This window comes from Ancylobacter sp. VNQ12 (assembly GCF_049445835.1).
Classification (GTDB): domain Bacteria; phylum Pseudomonadota; class Alphaproteobacteria; order Rhizobiales; family Xanthobacteraceae; genus Ancylobacter.
Genome location: NZ_JBMSDU010000008.1, coordinates 64,148 through 82,562 on the forward strand (window position 1 = coordinate 64,148; position 18,415 = coordinate 82,562).

At 68.7% G+C, this 18,415-nt stretch carries 17 protein-coding genes; 9 read left to right on the plus strand and 8 right to left on the minus strand.

Annotation, left to right across the window (positions count from 1 at the left end; genetic code table 11):
• Nucleotides 1–50: 50 nt before the first annotated feature.
• Together ACO2RV_RS12980 and ACO2RV_RS12985 are read left to right on the plus strand one after the other, a co-directional pair.
• Entirely contained in the window at nucleotides 51–254 is a 204-nt protein-coding gene (locus ACO2RV_RS12980; protein ID WP_423293566.1) for a DUF1192 domain-containing protein, read from the plus strand.
• A 281-nt stretch (nucleotides 255–535) separates the two neighbouring features.
• A complete protein-coding gene (locus ACO2RV_RS12985) occupies nucleotides 536–1,075 on the plus strand; it encodes a DUF1465 family protein (RefSeq protein WP_423293568.1) in 540 nt (179 codons plus the stop codon).
• A 181-nt stretch (nucleotides 1,076–1,256) separates the two neighbouring features.
• Here ACO2RV_RS12985 and rpmE read toward each other — a convergent pair whose 3' ends face one another.
• A complete protein-coding gene (rpmE, locus tag ACO2RV_RS12990; protein WP_423293570.1) occupies nucleotides 1,257–1,481 on the minus strand; it encodes a 50S ribosomal protein L31 in 225 nt (74 codons plus the stop codon).
• Between the two features lie 101 nt (nucleotides 1,482–1,582).
• Here rpmE and ACO2RV_RS12995 point away from each other — a divergent pair, with 101 nt between their 5' ends.
• Nucleotides 1,583–3,394, plus strand: coding sequence for an ABC transporter transmembrane domain-containing protein (locus ACO2RV_RS12995; RefSeq protein WP_423293572.1), 1,812 nt, complete (start codon nucleotides 1,583–1,585; stop codon nucleotides 3,392–3,394).
• Between the two features lie 12 nt (nucleotides 3,395–3,406).
• On the opposite strand, the gene ACO2RV_RS13000 is transcribed toward ACO2RV_RS12995, so the two are convergent.
• From ACO2RV_RS13000 to ACO2RV_RS13025, 6 genes are all read right to left on the minus strand, one after another.
• On the minus strand, nucleotides 3,407–3,877 hold the full coding sequence (locus ACO2RV_RS13000) for a GNAT family N-acetyltransferase (protein ID WP_423293574.1): 471 nt from the start codon (nucleotides 3,875–3,877) through the stop codon (nucleotides 3,407–3,409).
• Between the two features lie 10 nt (nucleotides 3,878–3,887).
• Nucleotides 3,888–4,922, minus strand: coding sequence for a peptidoglycan -binding protein (locus ACO2RV_RS13005; RefSeq protein ID WP_423293576.1), 1,035 nt, complete (start codon nucleotides 4,920–4,922; stop codon nucleotides 3,888–3,890).
• On the minus strand, nucleotides 4,922–6,010 hold the full coding sequence (locus ACO2RV_RS13010) for a flagellar motor protein MotA (RefSeq protein ID WP_423293578.1): 1,089 nt from the start codon (nucleotides 6,008–6,010) through the stop codon (nucleotides 4,922–4,924). Before ACO2RV_RS13010 ends, ACO2RV_RS13005 begins: the two co-directional genes overlap by 1 nt.
• A gap of 119 nt (nucleotides 6,011–6,129) precedes the next feature.
• Nucleotides 6,130–6,918 (minus strand): inositol monophosphatase family protein, encoded by a 789-nt coding sequence (locus ACO2RV_RS13015; protein WP_423293580.1) that lies wholly within the window; start codon nucleotides 6,916–6,918, stop codon nucleotides 6,130–6,132.
• Nucleotides 6,919–7,074: 156 nt separating this feature from the next.
• Nucleotides 7,075–7,458: a cell division protein ZapA gene (locus tag ACO2RV_RS13020; RefSeq protein WP_423293582.1), complete on the minus strand. Its 384-nt coding sequence runs from the start codon at nucleotides 7,456–7,458 to the stop codon at nucleotides 7,075–7,077.
• A gap of 11 nt (nucleotides 7,459–7,469) precedes the next feature.
• Complete coding sequence (locus tag ACO2RV_RS13025) at nucleotides 7,470–7,763, minus strand: DUF4164 domain-containing protein (RefSeq protein WP_423293584.1); 294 nt, start codon at nucleotides 7,761–7,763, stop codon at nucleotides 7,470–7,472.
• Between the two features lie 327 nt (nucleotides 7,764–8,090).
• On the opposite strand from ACO2RV_RS13025, the gene tkt reads away from it, so the two are divergent.
• The 4 genes from tkt (at nucleotide 8,091) to ACO2RV_RS13045 (ending at nucleotide 13,703) form a co-directional block, all read left to right on the plus strand.
• Nucleotides 8,091–10,085, plus strand: coding sequence for a transketolase (gene tkt, locus ACO2RV_RS13030; RefSeq protein WP_423293586.1), 1,995 nt, complete (start codon nucleotides 8,091–8,093; stop codon nucleotides 10,083–10,085).
• Between the two features lie 171 nt (nucleotides 10,086–10,256).
• Nucleotides 10,257–11,267 (plus strand): type I glyceraldehyde-3-phosphate dehydrogenase, encoded by a 1,011-nt coding sequence (gene gap / locus ACO2RV_RS13035; RefSeq protein WP_423293588.1) that lies wholly within the window; start codon nucleotides 10,257–10,259, stop codon nucleotides 11,265–11,267.
• Nucleotides 11,268–11,344: 77 nt separating this feature from the next.
• Nucleotides 11,345–12,544, plus strand: coding sequence for a phosphoglycerate kinase (locus tag ACO2RV_RS13040; RefSeq protein ID WP_423293590.1), 1,200 nt, complete (start codon nucleotides 11,345–11,347; stop codon nucleotides 12,542–12,544).
• Between the two features lie 133 nt (nucleotides 12,545–12,677).
• Nucleotides 12,678–13,703 (plus strand): class I fructose-bisphosphate aldolase, encoded by a 1,026-nt coding sequence (locus ACO2RV_RS13045; RefSeq protein WP_423293592.1) that lies wholly within the window; start codon nucleotides 12,678–12,680, stop codon nucleotides 13,701–13,703.
• Nucleotides 13,704–13,828: 125 nt separating this feature from the next.
• On the opposite strand, the gene ACO2RV_RS13050 is transcribed toward ACO2RV_RS13045, so the two are convergent.
• Nucleotides 13,829–16,342: a carbohydrate-binding family V/XII gene (locus ACO2RV_RS13050; RefSeq protein WP_423293594.1), complete on the minus strand. Its 2,514-nt coding sequence runs from the start codon at nucleotides 16,340–16,342 to the stop codon at nucleotides 13,829–13,831.
• A 283-nt stretch (nucleotides 16,343–16,625) separates the two neighbouring features.
• Here ACO2RV_RS13050 and ACO2RV_RS13055 point away from each other — a divergent pair, with 283 nt between their 5' ends.
• On the plus strand, nucleotides 16,626–17,273 hold the full coding sequence (locus tag ACO2RV_RS13055) for a thiamine phosphate synthase (protein WP_423293596.1): 648 nt from the start codon (nucleotides 16,626–16,628) through the stop codon (nucleotides 17,271–17,273).
• Nucleotides 17,273–18,304 (plus strand): tetratricopeptide repeat protein, encoded by a 1,032-nt coding sequence (locus ACO2RV_RS13060; RefSeq protein WP_423293598.1) that lies wholly within the window; start codon nucleotides 17,273–17,275, stop codon nucleotides 18,302–18,304. The genes ACO2RV_RS13055 and ACO2RV_RS13060 overlap by 1 nt, the downstream gene beginning before the upstream one ends.
• Nucleotides 18,305–18,415 lie beyond the last annotated feature (111 nt).

Here is an 18,415-nt window from a genome sequence, read left to right on the forward strand (position 1 = left end):
CCACTTGCTGCTCGCCACTTGCCGCTTCATCGGAAATGGAGGAACCGCCCATGGCCATCGACGACGATCCCTTCGGCACTGCGCCGGTCAGGAAGCCCGCCGGCCACGAGGTGGGCGGCGATATCTCGATCCTGTCGGAGACCGAGATCGAGGAGCGCATCGAACTGCTCGGCGCCGAGATCGAGCGCCTGCGCGGCGCACTGGCGGCCAAACGCGCCTCCCGCCAGGCGGCGGAGAATTTCTTCAAGCGATAGGGAGCGCAGGCGGATTTAACCCCGCGTTAAGCTTTCCAGACTATTACTGACGGCGGTCAATTTGACCGTGAGTGGCCCCTGTCCACTCTGTTTGACGCATCCCTGTCTATGACTTTTGAGCCGCCCTTGGGCGGCTCTTTTTTCATTGGGCCGGGACTTCGCCCCTCCCCCGCCATCATCCACTGCCAATCCGCCAGGCAGGCATGTTCCCCCTTGCGCCGGCCGTCATGGCCGCGAGGGAGGGCATCGGAATTGGACGAATCGCGTACCGGGTCGGGACGATGGGATCTTCGGGCAAAGGCAATGACCGCGACGACGGTCCTCGGCATGAGCGGCGGGACGACCGGCCGATCAACCTCGCCGAGCGCCGGATCGCCTCGCAGGTTTTCGCGGAGCTGTTCCGCGAGGGGATGGAGCTGGTCGACGAGACCGCCGCCTATCTCGACGGCGCCGGTCGCGGCGACAGCCACACCCTGTCGCGCCCCGCGCTCGCCGCCTATGCCCAGCAGAGCATGCGCCTGTCGACCCGGCTGATGCAGCTGGCCTCCTGGCTGCTGCTGCAACGCGCGGTGACCGAGGGCGAGATGTCGGCCGAGACGGCGCAGCGCGAGCGGGGTCGGATCGACCTGCAGGGCCCGGCGCCCGATGAGGAGCAGGAAGCGCTGCTGCCGGAGCCGCTCGTCGCCCTGATCCGCCGCAGCTACGTGCTCCAGCGGCTGATCGGACAGCTCAACACCGCGCTCGACACCCCCGCCGAAACGCCGCCCAATGCGGTCGCCGGCCAGATCGGCCGTCTACGCACCGCCTTCGAGCGCCACTGAGCGCCGCCGTTCGGCTGCCGCACGGCAAATCGCCGCGCCCTTCGACGGCACGGCACGCAAACGAAAACCCTCGCGCGGGACGGTCTGCCCCAGGCGAGGGTCTCGAAACATCGCAGTCGCAGAAGGCGGGCGACGCCCGCACTCCGCCAAGACCAGCAGGCGGGCGCAAACCCGCCCGGCATCAGGCCTTGAGGAAGCCCGCGAACTTCTTCTGGAACTTCGACACGCGGCCCGCGCGGTCGAGCAGCTGCCCGGTGCCGCCGGTCCAGGCCGGGTGAACCTTCGAATCGATATCGAGCTGGAGGACGTCGCCGTCCTTGCCCCAAGTCGTCCGGGTCGTGTACTCGGTGCCGTCCGTCATCACCACCTTGATGAAGTGGTAGTCGGGATGGATGTTGCTCTTCATGGGTAGCATCCTCGCCGCCGCACGGTCGGCCCCTCGCGGGAACCACGCGGCGATCTACAAAACGATCCTGCCGGAAATCCGAGCGGCTCTATAACCGAGACATGCCTGTGACACAAGCCGCCCAGAACCAATCCTCCACGAGCCTCGAACTGCCCGCCCCCCGCCGCCCGCGCCTCAGCCCGCTGAAGGCGCTGTGGCCGCATATAAGCCGCTACCGGGGCCGGGCAAGCGCGGCGCTCGTGGCCCTGCTGGTCGCTGCCCTCGCGACGCTGGTGGTGCCGATCGCGGTGCGGCGGATGATCGACTTCGGCTTCGACGTGCAGCATGCCGGCTTCATCGACCGCTATTTCGGCGTGATGATCGGCGTGGTGGCGGTGCTGGCGGCCGCCTCGGCGGCGCGCTACTACCTCGTCATGACGCTCGGCGAGCGCATCGTCGCCGACCTGCGCGCACAGGTCTTCGAGCATCTGCTCACCCTCGACGGCGGCTTCTACGACCGGGCGAAGTCCGGCGAGCTGATTTCCCGTCTCACCGCCGATACCACGCAGATCAAGTCGGCGGTCGGCGCTTCCGCGTCCATCGCGCTGCGCAACATCGTGCTGTTCATCGGCGCGACCATCATGATGGTCATCACCAGCCCGTGGCTCTCCGCCATCCTGCTGATCGCGATTCCCGTCATCGTCGCCGCGCTGATCGGCTCCGGGCGCGGCGTGCGCAAGCGCTCGCGCGGGGCGCAGGACACGCTGGCGGAGGCCTCCGCCTATGCCGCCGAGGCCATCGGCGCCATCCGCAGCCTGCAGGCCAACACCGCCGAACCGGCCGCCACGCGGCGCTTCGACGGCGAGGTCGAGCATGCCTTCGATGCCGCGAGCAACGCCGTGCGGGCGCGCGCCCTGCTCACCGGCGTCGGCATCTTCCTGGTCTTCGCCAGCGTCGTTGGCATCCTCTGGGCCGGCGCGAACGCCGTGCTCGCCGGGACGATGAGCGCGGGCACGCTCGGCCAGTTCGTGCTCTACGCGGTGCTCGCCGCCAGCGGTCTCGGCCAGCTGAGCGAGGTATGGGGCGAGATTTCGCAGGCCGCCGGCGCCACCGAGCGCATCGCCGAATTGCTGGCCGAGAAGCCGGAAGTGACGCCCCCGGCCGATCCCCTGCCGCTGCCCGCGCCGCGCGGCGAGGTCCGCTTCGCCAATGTCGCCTTCACCTATCCCACGCGCCGCGATATCCCGGTGCTGTCCGGTGTCAGCTTCGCCATCAAGCCCGGCGAGCGCGTCGCCATCGTCGGCCCGTCGGGTGCCGGCAAGAGCACACTGTTCCAGTTGCTGCTGCGCTTCTACGACCCGATTTCAGGTCGCGTGGAGGTCGACGGCGTCGACATCGCCAAGGCGTCGCCGCAGGCGGTGCGTGCCCGCATCGCGCTGGTGCCGCAGGACGTGGCGATCTTCGCCAGCTCGATCCGCGAGAACATCCGCCTTGGCCGGCCCGATGCGACCGATGCAGAAGTGGAGGAGGCCGGCCGTCTCGCCGTCGCCGACGAGTTCGTCGCCCGCCTGCCGGAGGGCTGGGACACGCCGGTCGGCGAGCGCGGCGTCACCCTGTCCGGCGGCCAGCGCCAGCGTATCGCCATCGCCCGCGCCATATTGCGCCGCGCGCCGATCCTCCTGCTGGACGAGGCCACCTCCGCGCTCGATGCCGAAAGCGAGACGCTGGTGCAGCAGGCGCTCGACCGCTCGATGGAAGGGCGCACCACGCTGGTCATCGCCCACCGCCTCGCCACCGTACTCTCCGCCGACCGCATTCTCGTCATGGAGCATGGCCGGGTGGTGGAGGAAGGCACGCATCAGAGCCTCGTCGCGCAGGGCGGTCTCTATGCCCGCCTCGCGGCGCTTCAGTTCGGCGCGACCAACGGGGGCTGACGGGACGCCGCTTCAGCCGCCCGCGCGCCGCTCCATCCGCAGCGTCGGCCGGCCGGAGGTGGGGTTTGTCCCATGCGCGACAACGGCGAAGCCGGCCTTCTCGTAGAAGTGCACCGCCCGCCGGTTCTCCTCGTTCACGTCGAGCACCAGCGGATGGCGCGTGCACGCCGCCGCCACGTCCAGCAGGCGATGCGCGACGCCTTCGCCCCAATGATCGGGATGCACCACCAGCTGGTCGACATAGCCGGTGCGCGGATGCACGCAGACGAAGCCGAGCAGCGTGCCGGCGCCGGGCTCGACCGCCAGCTCGATCACCGCGCCCTCGTCCAGCAGCGCCTCGACGCGATGGCAGAGCCAGCCGCGCCGCGCCTCGAAATCGATCTCCGGCATGGCTTCCTGCCAGGCCTCGACCCAAAGGTCGGCCATGGCGGGCATTCGTCCCCACACGAAGCCTTCGAGCTCGGCGGGCGGGCGCTGGGTCATCGCCGTGCGGTCATCTCTCAGTCAGCTTCAGCTCGATGCGGCGATTGCGCGCCCGTGCATCGTCGCTGTCGGCCGTGTCGAGCGGCTGGTATTCGCCGAAGCCGGCGGCGACGAGATGACGGGGCGCGATCCCCCTGCCCGCCAGATACTGCACCACGGCGATCGAACGCGCGGCGGACAGCTCCCAGTTGGAGGGGAATTGCGGCGTCTGGATCGGCCGGTCGTCGGTGTGGCCGTCGACCCGCAGCACCCAGGCGATGTCGTCGGGTATCTCCTTCTCCAGCGTCGCCAGCGCCGTGGCGATGTCGTCGAGCGCGGGAAGCGCCTCGGGCCGCAGCTCCGCCGAGGCGCGGTCGAAGAAGATTTCCGACTGGAAGACGAAGCGGTCGCCGACCTGCCTTATCCCCGGCCGGTTGCCGAGAATGGCGCTGAGCCGGCCGAAGAACTCGGAGCGGTAGCGCGTCAGCTCCTGCACCCGCTGGGCCAGCGCCACATTGAGCCGGCGCCCGAGATCGGCGAGGCGCGACTGGCTCTCCTTGTCCTTCTGGTCGGAAATATTGAGCGCCTCCTCCAGCGCGGCGATCTGCCGGCGCAACGCGGCGATCTGCTGGTTCAGTATGGCGATCTGCGCCGCCGCCTGCGCGGCCGCGTCCTGCTCGTTGCCGAGCTGGCGCGCCAGTGCGCTGGCGCGGCGCTCGGCCTCGGCGATCTCCTCGGGGCTCGCCGTGGCGATTGCCGCCTCGCGCAGCACGTCGCGCTCCTGCTCCATGGCCAGCAGGCTGGCGCGCAGCGAGCCGATCTGGCTCTCCGATTCCGCCTCGCTGGCGCGTTCCAGGGCAAGAAGGTCGGTCAGTTCCCGGATCTGCGCCTGCAGCCGGGACATGGCGTCGTCCTTGTTGCCGATCTCCTGCGTCAGCACGAACTGCGCGAGCACGAACACCGACAGCAGGAAGACGAAGACCAGCAGCAGCGTCGACAGCGCGTCGACGAAGCCGGGCCAGTAGTCGATATGGCGATCACCGCGGCGCGAGCGTCCGAGAGCCATCACGCACGCTCGCGGTCGGCGGGCGTCGACGCGGCCCCTTGGGCGGCGATGCGCTCAAGCAGCTTCTTGATGTCCTTCTGCTGCTCGGCCTGCGCCTCCACCCAGTCGCGCACCATCTGCTGCTCGCCGCGCATGTGCTGGACAAGGCCCTGAAGGCTCTCGGCCAGATGCGCCATGGCAGTAGTCACGCGCTGCGAGCCGGCCTCGGTCATGGTGCGGTCAAGCCGGCTGACCGCCTCGGTGAGCTGGGCGAGGTCGGGCGGCGGCAGCAGTCCCGCGGGACCGATCGGAGACGCCGGCGCGGGCGCGGCGGCAGCGGCGGCATAGGTCGGCGGCACCGGCACGGGACGCGGGCGCTGCTGCGCTTCGTGGCTGAGGTCCTCCACCGTGGTCGACAGCCAGTCCTCGAGGTCGGTGTAGAAGCGGTTCTGCGCCTGGCCGGCCTGCAAATCGAGGAAGCCAAGCACCAGCGAGCCGGCAAGGCCGAACAGCGAGGACGAGAAGGCGATGCCCATGCCGCCGAGCGGCGCGGCAAGGCCGGATTTCATGGTCTCCAGCACCGAGGCGGATTCGGGGCCGACATCGAGCGCGCCGATCACCCCGGCGATCGAGGACACCGTGTCGAGCAGGCCCCAGAAGGTGCCGAGCAGGCCGAGGAAGATGAGCAGGCCGGTGAGATAGCGCAGCAGGTCGCGCGCCTCGTCGAGGCGGGTGCCGATCGATTCAAGGATGCCCCGCATCGTCGCCTGCGAGATGGACATGCGGCCGACGCGGTCGCCCAGCAGCGATGCCATCGGCGCCAGCAGGCGCGGTGCGCGGCGCACTTCGAGGCCGGGATCGGCCACGCGGAAGCTGTTGACCCACTCCACCTCGGGCAGCAGCCGCACCACCTGGCGGAAGGCGAAGATGGTGCCGATCAGCAGGACGCCGAAGATGACGCCGTTGAGGCCGGGATTGTTGAGGAAGGCGCGCCAGATCTGTTCATGCAGCACGGAAGCGAGCGCGATGCCGAGCAGGAGGAAGATGAACATCCGCACCAGAAAGATGCGCGGGGATGAGAGTTTGTGAAAAGGATCCGACGCGTCCATGCCCCAAGCCGTCTCGATGATGTGGCGGATTCTCCCGGCGCAGGGAGCCGCCCTGCGCCGGACTATGCCACAGACGGGGGGAAATGAAACCTTCGGTAGTGCCTAATCTTAGGGGCGTCCTAGGCCTTCCGCAGCACGGTCAGCAGATCGCGGCGAATTACCTCGTTACCGACGATGATGTCGCCCTTGGCGAGCATCTTGTCGCCGTCGTCGAGGTCGCTGACATAGCCGCCGGCCTCGCGCACCAGCACGATGCCCGCCGCCATGTCCCACGGGCTCAGGCCCCGCTCCCAAAAGGCGTCGAAGCGTCCGGCGGCGACCCAGGCGAGATCGAGCGCGGCCGCGCCGGTGCGCCGCAGGCCGGAGACCTTCGGCCCGATGGCAAGATATTCGCGGGCGAACTGGCCGAGATCGCCGCGCCCCATATGCGGCACGCCGCAGGAGATGACGCTGTCGGCAAGGCTGCGGCGGGCGGCGACGCGGATGCGCCGGTCGTTCATGAAGGCGCCGGCGCCCTTCTCGGCGATGAACAGCTCGTCGGTGACCGGGTTGAAGATCAGCCCGGCGATCGGCACGCCGTCGCGCACCAGGCCGATGGAGATGGCGAACAGCGGGATGCCGTGCAGGAAATTGGTGGTGCCGTCGAGCGGATCGATGATCCAGCGATGGCTCTCGTCAGTGCCGTCGATCTCGCCGCTCTCTTCGAGGATGAAGCCGAAGCCGGGCCGCGCCTTGGCGAGTTCCTCGTGCAGGATCTTCTCCGCCTTGCGGTCAGCGTTGGAGACGAAGTTCGCCGGGCCCTTCAGCGAGACCTGCAGGTTCTCGACCTCGCCGAAATCGCGGACGAGGGAGCGGCCGGCCTTGCGGGCGGCCTGGACCATGACGGTCATGAGCGGGGAGCGGATCATGCGGGAGGTCTCGACGAAGGCGTGAAGGGCGTACAGCGGAAGGGACGTGCGGCGGGAAAGCCTGCACCTGTGCCCGTGGCAGCCCGCGCCGTCAAGTCGGGACGTCGGCGCGCGGCGCGGGCGATGCCCCCGCTACCGCCGGCCGCAACCCCGTTTTCAGCCCATGCCGACGCCGCCGGAAGGGCTGGGGCCGAGCTCGCGCGCCAGCCGCTCCAGCCGCTCGGCGGCACCCGCCACCGTGCCGGCAAGCTCGCTCTCGACCTCGCCGAGCCGGCGCACCGCCGCATCGCGCCCGCTCCGGTCGGCAGCAGCCTCCTGTTCGAGCGCACGAATTTTCCGGCGCGCCTCGCTCAGCTCGTCGGCGATGGTGATCGCCGCCATGACGCTGAGCCGCTGGTCGCCGATCTCGCCAAAGGCGGCGCGCAGCTGGTCGATGCGCGCGTCGACCTCCTCGCCGAGACGGGTGAGGTGCTCCTCCTGCCCGTCGTCGCAGGCCATGCGATAAGCCCGCCCGGCGATGGTGACGGTAACATGTGCCATGGCCGAGCCTCTCAGCGCTGCTGCGCGGCGAGGACCGCGCGTATGGTCTCCATCGCGCTGCCGAGCCGGCGCGACACCTCTTCATTGGCGGTTTCCAGCCGGTCGGCCCGCGACTGCGCGCCGTCGAGCGCGTCGGCAAGGCGCGAGCGATCCGCTCCCAGGACGTGCAGCTGCTGCGCCAGCGCCGCCTCCTGGCGCTCGACCTCCAGCCGGCGCTGGATCGCCGCCTCGAGCGCCTCCACGGCGCTGTCGAAACGCCGCAAGGCCGCGTGAAGGGCCGAGGATTCGCCGGATGGCGGGTTCATGACACCATCGCTCCGCTCGCGGATGAATAAATCGGGCCGGCTCTGCCGGCGGGTCGTGCGAATGCCGTTTTGCATGTGATTCCGGCCACATTGAGCCTATCGCGGCTGCCAGCGTCAACCGAGCCTGCCCTTGGTGATCCGGTTGGCGGACAGAACCGGCGCGCCTGCGCCTTTGACAGGTCACAGCGTGGTGCTATCACTCGCGCCGGCCGGATCCCGCACTGCGGCAGGCCCAACAGCCTTGTGCCGCCCGAACCGGCGCGCAAGGTGCACGCCAAGAGCACATACACCTAGGACAACGTGTTCCCCTCGGAGACATCAGCCCTCATGTCGAACCGCGAAAAGCATGATCGCATGGCCAACGCCATCCGCGCGCTGGCGATGGACGCCGTCGAAGCCGCCAAGTCGGGCCATCCCGGCATGCCCATGGGCATGGCGGATGTCGCCACGGTGCTGTTCGGCAAGGTGCTGAAGTATGACCCGGCCGACCCGCACTGGCCGGACCGCGACCGCTTCATCCTTTCCGCCGGCCACGGCTCGATGCTGATCTACGCGCTGCTCTACCTCACCGGCTATGAGGGGATGACGCTCGACGACATCAAGAACTTCCGCCAGCTCGGCTCGCGCACGCCCGGCCATCCGGAATATGGCCACACGGTCGGCATCGAGACCACCACCGGCCCGCTCGGCCAGGGCCTCGCCAACTCCGTCGGCTTCGCGCTCGCCGAGCGCATGCTGGCGGCGCAGTTCGGCGCGGACCTCGTCGACCACCACACCTATGTCATCTGCGGCGACGGCTGCCTGATGGAAGGCATCTCGGAAGAGGCGATCGAGATCGCCGGCCGCCAGAAGCTCAACAAGCTCATCGTGCTGTGGGACGACAACCACATCACCATCGACGGCCCGACCTCGCTCTCCGTCGCTACCGACCAGCTTGCCCGCTTCGAGGCCTCCGGCTGGGCCGCGACCCGTGTCGACGGCCATGACCCGGACGCCATCCTTGCCGCCATCGAGCGTGCCAAGACGTCCGACAAGCCCTCGCTGATCGCCTGCCGCACCACCATCGGCTATGGTGCGCCCAACAAGGGCGGCACCAACGGCGTGCACGGCGCCCCGCTCGGCGCCGCCGAGATCGCCGCCACCCGCGCCTTCCTGAACTGGGAATACGACCCCTTCGTCATTCCGAGCGACGTGCTCGATGCCTGGCGCCTCGCCGGCCTGCGCTCGCGGCAGGCGCACAAGAGCTGGTCGGAGCGGCTGAAGGCTGCCGATCTCGACAAGCGTACCGAGTTCGAGCGCCGCATCCGCGGCGAGCTGCCGTCCAAGACCGGCGAGGTGGTTTCCGGCGTGATCGCCAAGGCGCGCGCCGACGGCGGCGCGGTCGCCACCCGCAAGTCGTCGGAGATCGTGCTGGAGGCGCTCACCGCCGCCCTGCCGGAAATGCTGGGCGGCTCGGCCGACCTCACCCACTCCAACAACACCAAGACCAAGGCGACCTCGGTCTATGTCGAGCCGCCGAAATATGACGGTCGCTATGTGAACTGGGGCATCCGCGAGCACGGCATGGCGGCGGCGATGAACGGCATCGCTCTGCATGGCGGCTTCATCCCCTATGGCGGCACCTTCCTGGTGTTCTCCGACTATTGCCGCCCCTCCATCCGCCTCGCGGCGCTGATGGGCGTGCGCGTCGTCTATGTGTTCACGCATGATTCCATCGGCGTGGGCGAGGACGGCCCAACCCACCAGCCGGTCGAGCAGATCGCCGCGCTGCGTGCCATCCCGAACCTTTTGGTGTTCCGCCCGTGCGACACGGTGGAGACCGCGGAAGCCTGGAAGCTGGCGCTGGAGCACAAGACCGGTCCGAGCGTGCTGGCGCTCACCCGCCAGAACCTGCCGCTGCTGCGCACCGACGCCAGCACCGAACGCTGCCTGTCTGCGCGCGGCGCCTATGAGCTGATCGCCGCCTCCGACGACGCGCAGGTCTCGCTCTTCGCCTCCGGCTCCGAGGTTTCGCTCGCCGCCGCGGCGCGCGAGCGGCTGGAAGCCCAGGGTGTGCCGACCCGCGTCGTCTCGGTGCCGAGCTTCGAGCTGTTCCTCAACCAGCCCGAGGAAAGCCGCAAGCAGGTGGTCGGCCAGGCGCCGGTGAAGATCGCCATCGAGGCCGCCATCCGCCAGGGCTGGGACGCCATCGTCGGCTCCGACGCGGCCTTCGTGGGCATGCACGGCTTCGGCGCCTCCGGCCCGGCGCCGGAAGTGTTCGCGCATTTCGGCATTACCGTCGAAGGCGTGGTCGCCACCGCCCTCGCCCGCCTGAAGCGCTGAGACTCAAGGCGAAAGCGACAAAGCCATGCAGCTGACGCATGAGAACTGCGTCAGCTGCGCACAGGACAGGCATCAGCCCTAAGAGCGACTGGTGTCGTAACGTCGACCGCGCTATGAGGCCCTTGGCGCGGTTTGGTTCGACATGAAGAAAGCTCATCTGGGGATAGACGCATGACGCTCAAGGTTGCCATCAACGGTTTCGGACGCATTGGCCGGAACGTGCTTCGCGCCATCATTGAATCGGGGCGCACCGACATCGAGGTCGTGGCGATCAACGATCTCGGCCCGGTGGAGACCAATGCCCACCTCTTCCGCTTCGACAGCGTCCACGGGAAGTTTCCGGGCACCGTCACCGTCGCCGGCGACACCATCGATGTGGGCCGCGGCCCGATCAAGGTGACGGCGGTCCGCAATCCCGCCGAGCTGCCGCATGCGGCGCTGGGCGTCGACATCGCGCTGGAATGCACCGGCATCTTCACCGCGAAGGACAAGGCGAGCGCGCATCTGACCGCCGGCGCCAAGCGCGTGCTGGTCTCCGCGCCGGCCGAGGGCGCCGACCTGACCGTCGTGTACGGCGTGAACCATGACAAGCTGACGAAGGACCATCTCGTCGTCTCCAACGCCTCCTGCACCACCAACTGCCTCGCGCCGGTGGCTAAGGTGCTCAACGACGCCGTCGGCATCGACCACGGCTTCATGACAACGATCCACTCCTATACGGGCGACCAGCCGACGCTCGACACCATGCACAAGGATCTCTACCGCGCCCGCGCCGCGGCGCTGTCGATGATCCCGACGACGACCGGCGCCGCCAAGGCGGTCGGCCTCGTGCTGCCGGAACTCGCCGGCCGGCTCGATGGCACCTCGATCCGCGTGCCGACCCCGAACGTCTCGGTGGTCGACTTCAAGTTCGTCGCCAAGAAGAAGGTGACGAAGGAAGAGATCAACGAGGCGATCAAGGCGGCGGCTTCGAGCGGCCCGCTCAAGGGTATCCTCGGGCTCACCGACCAGCCCAACGTCTCCACCGACTTCAACCACGACCCGCATTCCTCGATCTTCCACCTCGACCAGACCAAGGTGCTCGAAGGCAACTTCGTGCGGGTGCTGTCCTGGTACGACAATGAATGGGGCTTCTCGAACCGCATGTCCGACACGGCGGTCGCCCTCGGCAAGCTGATCTGAATGAGTTCCGGCCGGGCTCTCCCACAGGAGGTCCGGCCGTTTCGTATCAAGATCAACACTTCGAGGGAGAGAAACCCATGAGCGAGGAATCCGCCTTCCGCACGCTCGACGACGCCGATGTCTCGGCCAAGCGCGTGCTCGTCCGCGTCGACCTGAATGTTCCGGTCGACGGCGGCAAGGTCACTGACGACACCCGCATCCGCGCGGTGCTGCCCACCATCAGCGAAATCTCCGGCAAGGGCGGCAAGGTCATCCTGCTGGCCCATTTCGGCCGGCCCAAGGGCGAGGATCCGGCGCTGTCGCTGGCGCCCATCGCCGGCGAGGTCGCCTCCCGCCTCGGCAAGCCGGTCGCCTTCGCCCCCGCCACCATCGGCCCGGTCGCCGAAGCGGCCGTGGCGAAGCTCCAGCCCGGCGACGTGCTGCTGCTGGAGAACACCCGCTTCGACAAGCGCGAAGAGAAGAACGACCCCGACTTCGTGGCGGCGCTGGCCAGCCTCGGCGACCTCTATGTCAACGACGCCTTCGCCACCGCCCACCGCGCCCATGCCTCGACCGAGGGCCTCGCGCACAAGCTGCCGGCCTATGCCGGCCGCTGCATGCAGGAGGAGATCGAGGCGCTGGCCAAGGCGCTGGAGAAGCCGGAGCGGCCGGTGCTCGCCGTGGTCGGCGGCGCCAAGGTGTCCTCCAAGCTGGAACTGCTCGGCAATCTCGTCGCCAAGGTCGATATTCTGGTCATCGGCGGCGGCATGGCCAACACCTTCCTCGCCGCCCAGGGCAAGGCCGTCGGCAAGTCGCTGTGCGAGCACGACCTCGCCGGCACGGCGCTGGAGATCCTCGGCAAGGCCAGGGCCGCCGGCTGCGAGATCGTGCTGCCGGTCGATGCGCTGGCCGCGACCGAGTTCAAGGCTCATGCCCCGCACCGCGTCGCCTCGGTCGACGACATCAAGCCGGACGAGATGATGCTCGATGCCGGCCCGGTGTCTGTCGAGAACGTCATCGCCAAGCTGAAGACCGCGAAGACCGTGGTGTGGAACGGGCCGTTCGGCGCGTTCGAGCTGCCGCCCTTCGACACGGCCACGGTCGCGGTGGCGAAGGCGGCGGCGGATCTGACCGATGCGGGCAAGCTGCTCTCGGTCGCCGGCGGCGGCGACACGGTGGCAGCGCTGAACCATGCCGGCGTCGCGGACCACTTCACCTATGTATCGACGGCGGGCGGCGCCTTCCTGGAATGGCTGGAGGGCAAGGCCCTGCCGGGCGTCGAGGCGCTGCGGCGCTGAACTACCTCCGACCCGGCAAAGAAGCTCGATAATCGAGACAGCGCCGGGCCGGATGTTATAACTCAACCGGCTCGGCCCCGCGGACGAACCAAGTAGCGGGGCCGTGTCCATCTGTTTCGCGCGGGAGAGAGAGATGACGGCTAGCCTCGAAGAGGTTGCATTTAAACTGGCGGCAGGCGGCAAGGGCATCCTCGCCGCGGACGAGAGCACCAGCACCATCAAGAAGCGCTTCGACGCGATCGGCGTCGAATCCACCTTCGAGAACCGGCGCGACTATCGCGAGATGCTGTTCCGGTCCGACGAGGCCATGTCCAAGTACATCTCCGGCGTCATCCTGTTCGATGAGACCATCCGCCAGAAGGCCGTGGACGGCACGACGCTGGTCGAGCTGATCGAGAAGGCCGGCTCCATTCCCGGCATCAAGGTCGATGCCGGCGCCAGGCCGCAGCCGGGCTGCCCGGGCGAGACCATCACCGAGGGCCTCGACGGCCTCGGCGAGCGCTTCAAGGAATATTACGACCTCGGCGCGCGCTTCGCGAAGTGGCGCGCGGTGATCGATATCGGCGCCCACATCCCGAGCTACACCTCGATCCTCGCCAACGCCCAGGCGCTGGCCCGCTATGCGGCGCTGGCCCAGGCGGCCAACATCGTGCCGATCGTCGAGCCGGAAGTGCTGATGGACGGCGACCACGACATCGACCGCTGCTACGAAGTGACCGAGTGGGTGCTGAAGGAAGTCTTCCAGCAGCTGTTCTATGGCCGCGTGAAGCTCGAAGGCACCGTGCTGAAGCCGAACATGGTCATCGCCGGCAAGAAGTCGGCGAAGCAGGCCTCGGTCGAGGAAGTCGCGGAAAAGACCGTGCGCTGCCTGAAGAATTGCGTGCCGACCGCCATCCCCAGCGTCGCCTTCCTGTCCGGCGGCCAGTCGGACGAGGAGGCCACCGCCCATCTCGACGCCATGATCCGCGGCGGCGGGCTGCCGTGGAACCTCACCTTCTCCTATGGCCGCGCCCTGCAGGCCGCGCCGCAGAAGGCATGGTCGGGCAAGCCCGAGAACGTCGCCGCCGGCCAGGCCGCCTTTACCCACCGCGCCAAGATGAACTATCTCGCCGCGCTGGGTCAGTGGACGCCGGAAATCGAGCAGAAGAAGGCGGCCTGAGCCGCCTCTTCGAGAAGGCGGCATGAGCCGCCTCTTCCAAGCAGCGATGCTTCGCCGAGACTGAAAACGAGAACGCCGCCCCGAGGGGCGGCGTTTTTGTTTGCGTGGTGGCGCCGGAGCCGGGATCAGCGGCGGAAGCCGCCGCCGAAGCCCCCGCCGAAATGGCCGCCGCCAAAGCCGCCGCCAAAGTCGTGGCCACCGAAGTCGCCGCCGCCATAGCCGTGATAACCACCGAAATTGTCGGAATAGGCATGGTCGAAGCCGCTATAGCCGCCATAGCCGCCGGCGCGGGCGAAGCTGTCGACCCGCTGGTCGCCGTAGCTCTGGAACTGGCGCTGCTGGTCGAGACGGTTCACCTGCGCCTGGTCGGTATCCCCCTTCCAACCATCGATGGTCTGGTGCTGCCAGCCATTATTGGCGTCGTACTGGTGAATGCTGCCGTCGTGGTCGGTGTAGACGTTGCCGTTGTTCCAGGCGACGGCATTGCCGGTCTTGGCATTGCCGGCGACACCGCGGCTGTCGACGTTGACATGGCCGTTGGTGTCGGTGACGCCGGTTTCCGAGGCGTGGCCGATGCCGGTGGCGGGATTATAGGCTTCGGACTGCCGGCCGGCGGCGAAGTTGCCGGTATAGGCATTGCCGGTGATGCCCGCGCGCGCCGCCCCTTCTGCTCCCGTCGCCGGGTTGAAGAACGAGCCCTCGCGCCCACCGGCATAATTGCCGGTCCACGGGTTGAAGGCCGCGCCAGAACGGCCCTGGAACGCCGTGCCGTTCGCGGTCACCCCGTTCACCGCGCGGCCGGCCCATTCATTGCCGGTCCACGGATTGTAGCCATAGGCATGGTCGATCGTCGCGTAGTTGCCCCACTGGCCGTAGATGTTGGTCTGGTTGACGTTCACGCCGGCCCAGGGGCCGCCCCACGGACCGGGCCCCCAATAGGGCCCCCAGGCCGGCCCCCAGGCACCCCAGGGATAGCCCGCCGCGAAGCCGAAGGCGAAGCCGTCGGTCCAGCCGAAGGCGGCGTTGTAGCCGTAGGACGCCGGGCATCCGTACCAGTAGGTGCCGATATAGCCGGTGCAGTCATAGCCCGTGCCGTAGACCACGGTGCCGCCGGGCGCGACCACGACGCCGAGATAGCCGGGGGTGTAGCCGACCGTCACCGCGTCCGCCGTCGAGGCATAGACCTTCACATAGGTGACGTAGTGCAGCGGCGAGGAGGTGGGGATGGTGTAGATCGCCGCCGGCACGGTCGCGGTCACGTACCACGGCCCCTTCGGCGTGCTCGAGACGAACCACGCACCCTGCACGAGGGCATAGAAGCGCGTCGCATCGAGCTGGATCACCGGCGTGCGTGTGTTGATCGCGTAGGAAAGGACCGTGCCCTTGATGGGCTCCCACTTCGGCTCGCCGCCATCATACTGGATGGTCAGCTGGGTGTTGCGGGCGATGGTCGCCGTCTGCGGAATGGTGGCGGCAATGGCCGCCTCCTTCGCCTGCGGCGTGCCGGGCACGGCCACCAGCGCGTTGGCCACCGGATCGGTTGGCGCGATCTTCTTGAAGTCGGCCGGAAGGCTGGTGCCCGGCACGAAGCTCCACGGACCGGCGAAGCCGGGGCCGCGGAACCAGCGGCCGGAGATCAGCACGTAATACTGGTTACTGCCGGGATCGAGGATGATGGCGTGGTCGGCATTGCCCACGCGCAGCAGCGAGGTGCCGTTCACCGGCACCATCTGCGCCGCGCCATCGGTGATGACGAGTTCGGCCGGACCGGTGGAGACGACGATCGCCGGCGGCACCTTCGGCTTCTGGCCGTTCGCCGGCAGCAGCGAGGCGGCCTGCGCCTCATAGTTCGCCGTGCTGCCCGCCGCTTCCAGCGAGGGGTTGGGCGAAGCCGTGACGGTCCACGGCCCCTCGATCGTCTTGGCCTCGTACCAGGTTCCCGCCGCCTGCAGGTGATAGCCGCCCGCGGTGTCGACGAGGATGAGCGGGTGGGTGTTCACCACGCGCTGGAAGCCGGCGACGCCGTCGATCGGCTTGGCCACCGGCTGGCCGGCGATCAGCACCAGCAGCGTCGGCTTGTCGGCGAAGATGATGCGCGGCGGGGTATTGTCCACCGGCTGCGTCATTTCCTTGGTCAGCTCCTTGGACGCCGCGTAGCTGGTGAGGAGATGATCGAGCGCGAAAGTGATGCCGCTCGGCGGAATGTGCGCCTGCAGCGCGCTGAGCAGTGCCGTGTCCTGCGCCGGGTCGGTCGGCACGTCGACCTTGGTGATGACGACGTTGCTCAGCTGCGCGAGCTTGGCCGGCTTGTCGACCGCCACGCGCGCGGTGAAGCGGGCGATGCCGTAGGTCGGCGCGCCCCCTGCGGCATTCGAGCCGTCCGGCTTCGGTCCGATGGCGATGGCGGCGCGGCCGGAAAGCTGGTCGCCGTCCCAGGTCTCGACCAGCGGCTGGTAGATTTGCAGCAGCTTGTCGCCGAGGTCGAAACTGCGCGGCCAGGCAAGCGCCTGCGGAATGGCGGAGCCGGCGGCGGGTGCCGCGGCGGGCGTGGCAGGCGCCGGCTGCTGGGCGAGGACCGGCGACGCCACGAGCGTCGCGACGGCAAGCAGGGCAGCGATAGAAACGGAACGAAGGGCCATGTTTCCCCCAAAAGGCGGCGACAGCCGGGACGACAAGCCCGGCGCGGGTCGGCGCGAGCGAACTTCTAGCATTGCCGGGGGATGACGGTGAAGTCGGGTGGTCTACGAAGGACTGCCAATCCTGATCAACAAGGCAAAGGATGTATTGCCAGGTCGGGCGTCGCGCCATTTTTGCCGATACCGCCCGCGCTGGACCCGGACCGGACAGCCCGCTAGAGATGGCACCATACGGCAAGCACGCAACCGCCGCGCTTTCGCCGCCATCCTCCGACATGGCTTGCTCATGGCCCGCTCCGCCCCAGAACCCGCTCCCATCGCCCCCCGCCTCTATGTTCTCGTCAGGGCAACCGACGACCCGCAGGCGACGCGTGCCGCCGATGCGCTTCGCCACGCCGGCAACGTCGTCGACATCGCCGCCGTTCTCCTGCGGCCGGCCGGCAGCAATGGCGAGAAGCTGTCCGACCGCCTGCGTCCGCTGGTGGAAGCGAGCCACGCCATCGGCGCCGCCTGCCTGGTGGAAGGCAATACGGCGCTTGCCGCCGCGATCGAGGCCGACGGCGCGCATCTCGACGGCACCACCGCCCTGGCCGGCGCGCTGCCTCTGTTGCGGCCGCACGGCATCGCCGGAGCCGGCGGGCTGCGTACCAAGCACGACGCGATGACGGCGGCCGAGAGCGGCGCCGACTACCTGATGTTTGGGGAGCCCGACGCCAATGATCGGCGTCCGCCCTTCGACGCCACGCTGGAGCGTACCGAATGGTGGGTGCAGCTTTTCGAGCCGCCCTGCGTTGCCTATGCGCGCGACCTGGAGGAAGTGGCCGCGCTGGTGGCGATCGGCGCGGACTTCGTCGCCGTCGACAACCTGCTGCTAGACGACCCGGCGACGGGAGCGCCGGCGCTCGCCGCCTTGCTCGCGGGCGGGGCCGCCTGATGTCGTCGCCCCGCGCCGTCGCGCTGGCCACCTTCCTGCTCGCGCTCGGGAGCGCAGAAAACGCTGTCCGCGCACAGGACCAGGACGGAAGCCCTCCGCCCGGCCTTACGGCTCCGCCGCCGGCCACCCGCGCCACCCCCAGCAAGGCGCCGGCGTCGATCAAGCTGGATCCGAAGAAAGTCGCGGCCAAGCCGAAGCCGGATCCGGCATTCGCGGCGTTCCAGCGCGGCCGGTTCAAGACCGCCTTCGACCTCGCCGTCGCCAGGGCCAACGCTCAGGGCGATCCGGTCGCGATGGTGCTGGCCGCCGAACTGCTCTCGCAGGGCTACGGCGTGCGCCAGGATTCCGTCGCCGCCCGCAAATGGCTGGAGGCGGCAGCCGCCAAGGGCAATGCCGATGCGCTGTTCACTTTGGGCTCCATGGCGCTGATGTCGGGATCGGGCCAGGAGAAGAACCACTCGATCGAACTGCTGAAGCAGGCAGCCGGGAAGGGCAACACCGCCGCCGCCTACAATCTCGGCCTCGTCTACCTGCAAGGCACGGCAGCTCCCAAGGAGCCCGCCATCGCCGCCGAATGGTTCGCCAAGGCCGCCGACAAGGACCAGCCCGACGCGCTCTATGCCCTCGCCACGCTCTATCGCGACGGCAATGGTGTACCCAAGGACTTGGGTGAAGCCGCACGACTGCTCCAGCGGGCCGACGAGATCGGCAGCACGGTGGCCACGACCGAACTCGCCATCATGGTGTTCAACGGCACCGGCGTGCCGAGGAACGAGGCGCGCGCCGCCGCGCTGTTCCGCAAGGCCGCCCTCGCCGGCAATGCCATCGCGCAGAACCGCTACGCCCGCATCCTCTCGGCCGGGCGCGGCGTTGCGCAGGACAAGATCGCCGCCGCCACATGGCACGCCGCCGCCAAGGCACAGCAGCTGGACGATCCGATGCTCGACAAGATGGTCGCCGAACTGACACCGGCGCAGCGCGCGGAGGTCGATGCGCGGGTCAAATCGTGGCGTCTGGCAGCGATCCGGTAGCTTCGCCGCAAATGCTTCAAATTTGCCTCCGATTGTCGGCGCGCCGCGCGGCGCGGGCTTCCATCCCGGTCGCCGGAGCGCGCGCGGCACCGGCATCACGGCGGATTGTCC